The 7,829-nt window shown below is 68.0% G+C and carries 6 protein-coding genes; all 6 read right to left on the reverse strand.

From position 1 onward, the window contains the following. Window positions 1-99: 99 nt before the first annotated feature. The gene (locus tag Q0P60_RS20455) at window positions 100-873 is read right to left on the reverse strand and encodes a flagellar brake protein (protein WP_294997427.1); all 774 of its coding nucleotides are present in this window, start codon (window positions 871-873) and stop codon (window positions 100-102) included. A 191-nt stretch (window positions 874-1,064) separates the two neighbouring features. Continuing rightward, window positions 1,065-3,314 (reverse strand): methyl-accepting chemotaxis protein, encoded by a 2,250-nt coding sequence (locus Q0P60_RS20460; protein WP_294997428.1) that lies wholly within the window; start codon window positions 3,312-3,314, stop codon window positions 1,065-1,067. A 370-nt stretch (window positions 3,315-3,684) separates the two neighbouring features. Further along, the gene (locus tag Q0P60_RS20465; protein WP_294997429.1) at window positions 3,685-5,673 is read right to left on the reverse strand and encodes a chemotaxis protein CheA; all 1,989 of its coding nucleotides are present in this window, start codon (window positions 5,671-5,673) and stop codon (window positions 3,685-3,687) included. Window positions 5,674-5,718: 45 nt separating this feature from the next. Further along, a complete protein-coding gene (locus tag Q0P60_RS20470) occupies window positions 5,719-6,084 on the reverse strand; it encodes a response regulator (RefSeq protein ID WP_005409521.1) in 366 nt (121 codons plus the stop codon). Continuing rightward, window positions 6,081-6,389, reverse strand: coding sequence for an STAS domain-containing protein (locus tag Q0P60_RS20475; protein WP_294997430.1), 309 nt, complete (start codon window positions 6,387-6,389; stop codon window positions 6,081-6,083). The genes Q0P60_RS20470 and Q0P60_RS20475 overlap by 4 nt, the downstream gene beginning before the upstream one ends. 427 nt (window positions 6,390-6,816) lie before the next feature. Beyond that, on the reverse strand, window positions 6,817-7,829 hold a 1,013-nt coding region (locus tag Q0P60_RS20480), incomplete at its 5' end, for a chemotaxis protein CheW (RefSeq protein ID WP_294997431.1).

Consider the following 7,829-nt stretch of genomic DNA (forward strand, 5'->3'; position numbering starts at 1 on the left):
GAAAAGGGATCTGACCCCGGGGGAGGTGCAGAAAAGGGATCTGACCCCGGGGGAGACGCCGGGGGAATGCAGGGTTGCCGGCCGGCGGCCGGCACTACCTTACATCTCGCCGTTGCGGCGGGCCTTGCGCTGGCGGTCGATGCGGAAGATGTAGCGCTGGATCGCGCTGTCGGCACCGCGCGGCAGGCTTTCGAAGCGCATGCCCACACGCTTGACCTCGATGCCATTGGGCTGGCGCTGCGGCAGCAGGTTGCAGACCACCAGTTCGATGTCCAGGTCAGGGCCGTCGGGCAGCGACAGCTGCGCCGGATAGCGCTTCTGCAGGCTGAACACGGCACAGTCGTTGGGAACAACCACGGCCAGGCCGCCGCCGCTGATGTCCACCACGCGCATCGAAACCGCTTCGGCGCGGGCCTCGCCGGGAGGCAGCAGCAGCTGCGGCGAGTCGGTGACCGGGGTCTCCAGCCGGTACAGCTCGCGGCGCTGCAGGTGCACCATTTCGTCCGGCAGCGGGGCACGGAAGGCAACGTGGCCGTCATTGTCCACGCGCTGCAGCTCGTGCAGGCGGAACCGCACCAGCACGCGTTCGAGCTGGGCAAAGCAGAGCAGGTGATCGGCCTGTTCGGCAGCGCGGTTGGACGCTTCCTGCGGGCTGCCGTCGAGCAGCAGGAAGTCGTCGTCCTCGTCCAGGTCAAGCAGGGCGGTCGGGAATGAGCGGTCGCGGCCGTCGATGTGCGCGTTGATCAGCGATCGCTGGTCGATCAGCGAGCGCAGCAGTTGGCGCAGCTGGCGCGGGTTGCGGACCAGGAAACGTTCGTCAGCGGCATCAGCCGCGTGGACATCGTGCAGTTCAGTGTCGTGGCCGTCGGACATGGAATCTGTGGTCAGGGGCGGGCGCCAGCACGCGTTGGTGCGAGGCTCGATGGGGATATCGGCCTCTGCACCGGATTATGAAGTGAGAATTACATCACTTTCCACGCATGAGGGGCACCCGCGGGGTCAGATCCCTCTTCCTCAAGACGGCTCTGACCCCAGCGCGACGCCAGGGCTCGTTGCCAGCGGCCTCAGAACTCCTGCCAGTCACCGTCCGCGGCAAGCGCCGGCTGTGCCGCCGACGTGCGCAGTGCACGTGCCGGTGCGGTCCTGGCTGCCGGTGCGGCGGCCGCCAGCTGGCGCGGCAGCGGTGCGGGTGTCAGGCGCGTCGGTGCGGCGGTCACGCCCTGCGATGCCAGGCGGAAGCGGGCGACGGCTTCGCCCAGCTGCACCGCCTGGTCTTCCATCGCGCGTGCGGCGGCGGTGGCTTCTTCCACCAGCGCAGCGTTCTGCTGGGTGGTTTCGTCCATCTGCACCACGGTCTGGTTGACCTGTTCGATGCCGGCCGACTGTTCCTGCGAGGCAGCGGAGATCTCGGCCATGATGTCGGTCACGCGTTGCACCGAGGCGACGATCTCGCCCATGGTGCTGCCGGCCTGGTGCACCAGGCTGGAGCCTTCGGCGACCTTGCCGACCGAATCGTCGATCAGGCCCTTGATCTCCTTGGCGGCGGCGGCCGAGCGCTGCGCCAGGGTGCGCACTTCGCTGGCGACCACGGCGAAGCCGCGGCCCTGTTCGCCGGCGCGGGCGGCTTCCACCGCCGCGTTCAGCGCCAGGATGTTGGTCTGGAAGGCGATGCCGTCGATGACCGAGATGATCTCGGCGATCTTCTTCGACGAGGCCTGGATGGCCGACATGGTGGTGACCACCTGGCCGACCACTTCGCCGCCCTGCGAGGCCACGCCATGCGCGCCGATCGCCAGCTGGTTGGCCTGGCGGGCATGTTCGGCGTTCTGGCGCACGGTGGAGGTCAGTTCCTCCATCGAGGCGGCGGTTTCTTCCAGGTTGGCGGCCTGCTGCTCGGTTCGGCGCGACAGGTCACTGTTGCCCGACGCGATCTCACCGGCGGCGAGGGTGATGCTGGAGGCGCTGGCCTGGATCTGGCCGACAATCTGGGTCAGCTGCGCGACGGTGGTGTTGGCATCATCACGCATGCGCGCGAACACGCCGTTGAACTGGCCTTCCATGCGCGCGGTCAGGTCACCGGCGGCGATCGACTGCAGCAGCTGCGACAGCTGGCCCAGGTTGCCATCGGCGACCTGCATCATGGTGTTCAGGTGCTCGATCATCAGCCTGAAGTCGTGCTGGAACCGCTGTGCGTCGCCGCGCTGGCTGAAGTCGCCGGCCGCCGCCGCTGCCGCCAGCTGCTGGATCTGGGTGTTGATCGCCAGCAGGCTGGCCTTGGCTGCATCCATCGATTCGTGCAGGATCGCGCGGCTGCCCGGCAGGCGGCGCGCATCCGGGGCGAGGTTGCCGATGGCGTACTGGTTGAGCACGTCGATGGCATCGCGGATTGCATCGAGGTGCTCGAAGATCACCGTGTTGATGCCGCCGGCCAGCTGGCCATAGACACCCGGGAAGTCTTCCGGAATGCGATGGCTGATGTCCGGGCCGGCATGCATCTGTGCCATCAGCTGGGTCTGCTCGGAGAAGCGGCGCAGCATCGCGGTCATCTCGGTGGTGGCGGCCAGCATCTTGCCCGCCTCGTCCTTGCTGGTGGCCTGGGTGCTGACACTCAGGTCGCCACGGGCCACGGCCTGGATGGCATGTACCGCCTTGCCGAGCGGGCCGGTGACGGCGCGCGAGATGACCACGGCCAGCGCCGCCGCGACCAGCGACAGCAGCACGATGCAGCCGATGATGGCGATCATGCTGGTGCGGTGGGTGGCGTTGGCGTCGGCAATCTTGCTGTCCATCAGGCCGGCGATGTGGGTGCCAAGCGTCTTCATCGCGGCGAACAGGTCGCGGCGGGCCGGGCGCGACTGCTCATCGGAGATCTGCTGCGCCAGCGCGCCGTCGCCGGCGGCAACCGCCGCGCGCATCGCCTTGTTGGCGGCGAAGTAGCGCTCCAGCTGCACGTTGGCCGCACGATACAGTTCACGTTCCTTGGCCAGTGCCGGCAGCGCTGCATAGGCTGCCAGTTCGTCGTGCACGGTCTTGGCGGTGTCGTCCATGCGCTTGTTGTAGTCGGTCACCTTGTCCGGCTGGTCGAGCATGCTCAGCAAGGCCAGCTCGTAGGTGCGGAATTCACCGAGCTGCGAGCGCGCTTCGCCGAGGTGCTGCACCGACGGAATGTCGTTGCCGGCCATCTCGCCCAGCTGCTTGTTGGCCTCGCTCAGGCGCAACAGGGCGAAGGCGCCGAGAACCAGGGTCATCAACGTGGTGAGGGTGAACCCCACGGCCAGCTTGCGGGCGATGGGCAGATCTTGGAACCACTTCATGCAGGGTGCTCCAGGTGGGCAGGGTGCCGGCGTGATTGCGCCGGCTGGGGGTGGTTGCAGAGCGAACGGTGGTGCCCGGTGGGGGTTCGGTGACGGCCGTCATTGCGGGATAACGGCGCGTTCTGGGCGGACTTTATGGACGCAGATCACATTCGGTTGCGTAGGGGCGTACGCGCGAAAGTGCCGCAGTGGCGGGGCTTTCGCTTGCGTGACGTGGTTCCACCCGCAACCATCGTGGCAACGGAGTTCACAGAAGAGGTGGGGTCAGATCCCTTTCTGCAGGAAAGGGATCTGACCCTCTGCGCGGCGCGCGCGCAAACAAAAACCGCCGCCCCGGAGGGCGGCGGTTGCATGCAACCTGCGTGGTGGATCAGGCGGCCTGCGGCATCCGCAGGGAGCGCACCAGACCGCCGATGTCGACGATCAGTGCGACGCGGCCATCGCCCAGGATGGTGGCACCGGACACCCCGCCGATGCGGCGGTAGTTGTTCTCGATGTTCTTCACCACCACCTGCTGCTGGCCGACCAGCTCATCCACTTCCAGCGCGATCTTCTGGCCGTCGCCCTCGACCACCACCACCAGCGATTCGCTGCCCGGTGCGCGGTTGCCGTAGCCGTAGTACTCGCTCAGCGACAGGATTGGCAGGTACTCGCCGCGGACGCGCAGTACGCGGCCTTCGCCGGCCATGCTGCGGATGTCCTCGGCCTGCGGCTGCAGTGCTTCCAGCACGTAGGCCAGCGGCAGGATCAGCGTTTCGCCGGCGACCGCCACGGTCATGCCATCGAGGATGGCCAGGGTCAGTGGCAGGCGGATCAGCGTGCGGGTGCCGGCGCCGAGGCTGCTTTCGATCTGCACCTCGCCGCCCAGCGCCTGGATGTTGCGGCGGACCACGTCCATGCCGACGCCACGGCCGGACAGATCGGTGACCGCATCGGCGGTGGAGAAGCCGGGCTGGAAGATCAGGTCCCAGACCTGCGAATCGGTCGGGTTGTCCGGCACGGCCAGGCCGCGCTCGGTGGCCTTGGCCAGGATCTTGGCGCGATCCAGGCCGCGGCCGTCATCACTGACTTCAATGACGATGTGCCCGCCCTGGTGTGAAGCCGCCAGGGTGATCGTGCCGGTTTCGTCCTTGCCGGCGCCACGACGCACGTCGGGCATTTCCAGGCCGTGGTCGATCGAGTTGCGCACCAGGTGCACCAGCGGATCGGCGATCTTTTCGATCAGACCCTTGTCCAGCTCGGTGCCTTCGCCGACGGTACGCAGGCGCACCTGCTTGCCGAGGCGGCTGGAGAGGTCGCGGACCAGGCGCGGGAAGCGGCGGAACACCGCATCGACCGGCAGCATGCGCACGCCGATCACCGCTTCCTGCAGGTCGCGGGTATTGCGTTCAAGCTGGTCCAGGCCGGCGAACAGGCTCTCGGCGTGGACCGGGTCCAGCGCGTGCGAGACCTGCTTGAGCATGGCCTGGGTAATGACCAGTTCGCCGACCAGGTTGATCAGCGCATCGACCTTGTCGACGCTGACCCGGATCGAGGTCTCGGCTTCCTGGCTGGCACCACCACTGGCGGCGGCAGCGGGAGCGGCCGGTGCCGCGGCAGCAGGCGTGGAAGGGGCGGCTGTGGCGGGTGCCTGGGTCGCCAGGCTCGGCGGCGCAGCCGGACGGATGTCCAGCTCGCAGTCGTCCAGCACCCAGGCAAAGGTGTCTTCGATCTTGCTGCGCGGCACCTTGCCGACCAGGCCCAGGTCCCACGCCAGATGGGCTTCGAGCGGGTCGAGCTGGGCGAAGCCGGGCAGGCGTTCCATGCGCGCGGCCACCTGCAGCGAACCCAGGTGTTCCAGTTCGCGGATGATGCGCAGCGGATCGTTGCCGCTCATGAACAGCGACGGCGCCGGGGTGAAACCGATCTGCCAGGCTTCCGGGGTGTCGTCGACCTTGGCGGCAACGGCAGCGGGCGCACTGGCTGCGGCCTGGCCGGAAAGCACGGCTTCCAGGCGCGCCTTCACCGCAGACACGGCGGCGGGGTCGGCGGCCTGGCCATGCTCGGCCTCGCGCAGCAGGGCGCGCAGCACGTCCACCGAGGACAGCATGGCATCGACGGCGTGGCCTTCCAGCGCCCGCTTGCCGGCACGCAGCTCATCGAGCAGCGTTTCCAGCACGTGGGTCAGGCCGGCGATCGCATCGAAGCCGAAGGTGCCGGCGCCGCCCTTGATCGAGTGGGCGGCGCGGAACACCGAGTTGATGATCTCCGCGTCCTGCTGCCCCGATTCCAGGGCCAGCAGGCCAGCCTCCATCGCGTCGAGGCCTTCGCGGCTCTCCTCGAAGAAGGTGGCGTGGAAGCGTTGCAGGTCCATGCTCATGGCAGTGGTGGTCCGGAAGCGAAGTGGGGGAGCGGTGGCGGGCGATCAGCCCAGCACTTTCTGCACGGTGGCGACCAGCTGTTCCGGATTGAACGGCTTGACCAGCCAACCGGTTGCGCCGGCGGCCTTGCCTTCGGACTTCTTGTCGGCGGCCGATTCGGTGGTCAGCATCAGCAGCGGGGTGAACTTGTAGTCCGGCAGCTGGCGCAGTTCGCGGATCAGCGCGATGCCGTCCATGTTCGGCATGTTGACGTCGGTGACCACCGCATTGAAGCGCTGGCCCTTGGCGCGACCGAGCGCGACCGCGCCGTCTTCGGCTTCTTCGACGGCAAATCCAGCCGAGGTGAGGGCGAAGGAAACCATCTGGCGCATCGACGCCGAATCGTCCACCACCAAGATACGTGCGCTCATGCAGCGTTCTCCACAGATTTCAGGTTGTCATGGGTTACGTCCAGGCCCAGGGCCTGGGTGACGCCCAGCAGGCGCGCGGCGTCACGGAAGGTTGCGGTGCAACCGTGGAAGCCGGTGCCCAGGCCTGCCTCACGGCGGGCCTGCACGAATGCACACAGCACCTGCACGGCGGCCGTGTGGATGCGGGCGACCTGGCTTGCATCCAGGGTCAGCTCGCCTGCCTGCGCCACAAGGGGGGCGAGGCGGTTCTTGAGCTCGGTGCTGCTCTCGATGCCGAGATCCTCACCCAGTTCGACAGTGTTCATCGTTGCTCCGGACAAACGGTTCCGTGATCCATAACGGCACCCCAGCGGGGTTCTTTAGAAGAATCGACGCCGCGCGTCGATGCGGTGCTGCTGGGAGACGGGAGATGCCGCTGCTGCGCATCGGCACCTGCCGTCCCCCCTGCGCGGTTGCCATTGAAAAGGGGACGGAGGGGATTAAGTCGCATTCAACCAGGCTCTCCCGCAGCCACCCTCGCTAACGGCGACCGCGCAGTGGGGACGTAAGGTGTTGATCCAACGGATCAATTCCTTGCGTCCCCGACAGGCAACGCGTCGGCGCAAAACGCCGACCCAGGCCCTTGCGTCCCCGACAGGCAACGCGTCGGCGCAAAACGCCGACCCAGCTGATGTCAGGCCGATCGCAGGGCAGGGGCGTTTGCGACTTAATCCCCTCCGTCCCCTTTTTCGCTCAGTTCAGCAGGCGGGTGGCGTCCAGCAGGATCATCGGGCGCTGGCTGACCCGGGCGACGCCGCGGAACAGGTCGTTGGAGATCTGGCAGATGCGTGCGGTATCGGGCGGTTCGATCTGCGAATCGGTGAGGTTGGCGACATCCTCTACGGCCGATACGCGCAGGCCGATGGTTTCGCCGTCTTCTTCCAGCACCACGATGCGGGTCTGCGAGTCGTCTTCAGCCGCAGCTGCACCCAGATGCAGGCCGAGATCCATCACCGGGACCACCTGGCCGCGCAGGTTCATGATGCCGAGCATCGCCGGCGCGGTGCCGCGCAGTGGCAGCAGCGGGACCGGCAGCACCACTTCCTGCACCTTCAGCAGTTCCAGTGCATAGGCCTGGGTGCCGCAGCGCAGGCGCAGCCAGCGCGACGTGCGCTCACCGGCGCGGCGCTGCTGCGGGTGTGGGCTGCTGGCCGGCTGATGGGCCTGCGCCTGCAGTTCCTGCCAGCTGCCGGGGCGGTTGCCTGCGGGGGCATCCACGGCCACGCGCGGTGGCGGCGCGACCGCAGCCCGCGCACTCGGTGCAGGGGCGGGGCGCGGGGCAGGAGGTACCACCGGCGCTGCCACTACCGCTGGCGGGGGCGTGGGAACGTCCTCGCCGTCCGCTGCGGCTTCGAATGCCGCCTGCAGGCCTGGGCTGTCGGTATGCGCGAGCCGATGGCTGTCGCCCGGGTCGGTCTCGTAGATCACCTCGTCCGGCAGATCGTCCCAGGTCGGTTCCGGGCCGCTCTTTTCCGCCGCCGGAGCCGGTGCGGTTTCATGGACCACCTCGGGTGGCAGGTCATCCCAGGTCGGCTCGCGCTCGACGCTGGCGACGGCCGGTGTGGCGGCGGCCTCGAAGGCGGCTTCCAGCGCCGCATCATCCGCAGCCGGGGCGGTGGCCTCGGCGCCGGTTTCGTAGATCACTTCGGCCGGCAGGTCATCCCAGGTCGGCTCGCGCTCGACGCTGGCGACGGCCGGTGTGGCGG

It is taken from the genome of uncultured Stenotrophomonas sp. (assembly GCF_945952405.1).
Taxonomy (GTDB): domain Bacteria; phylum Pseudomonadota; class Gammaproteobacteria; order Xanthomonadales; family Xanthomonadaceae; genus Stenotrophomonas.

What these genes read in the sequence shown, in the direction of transcription:
- Q0P60_RS20455 (WP_294997427.1), bottom strand. Translation starts at nt 873, where the DNA reads ATGTCCGACGGCCACGACACTGAACTGCACGATGTCCACGCGGCTGAT.
- Q0P60_RS20460 (WP_294997428.1), bottom strand. Translation starts at nt 3,314, where the DNA reads ATGAAGTGGTTCCAAGATCTGCCCATCGCCCGCAAGCTGGCCGTGGGG.
- Q0P60_RS20465 (WP_294997429.1), bottom strand. Translation starts at nt 5,673, where the DNA reads ATGAGCATGGACCTGCAACGCTTCCACGCCACCTTCTTCGAGGAGAGC.
- Q0P60_RS20470 (WP_005409521.1), bottom strand. Translation starts at nt 6,084, where the DNA reads ATGAGCGCACGTATCTTGGTGGTGGACGATTCGGCGTCGATGCGCCAG.
- Q0P60_RS20475 (WP_294997430.1), bottom strand. Translation starts at nt 6,389, where the DNA reads ATGAACACTGTCGAACTGGGTGAGGATCTCGGCATCGAGAGCAGCACC.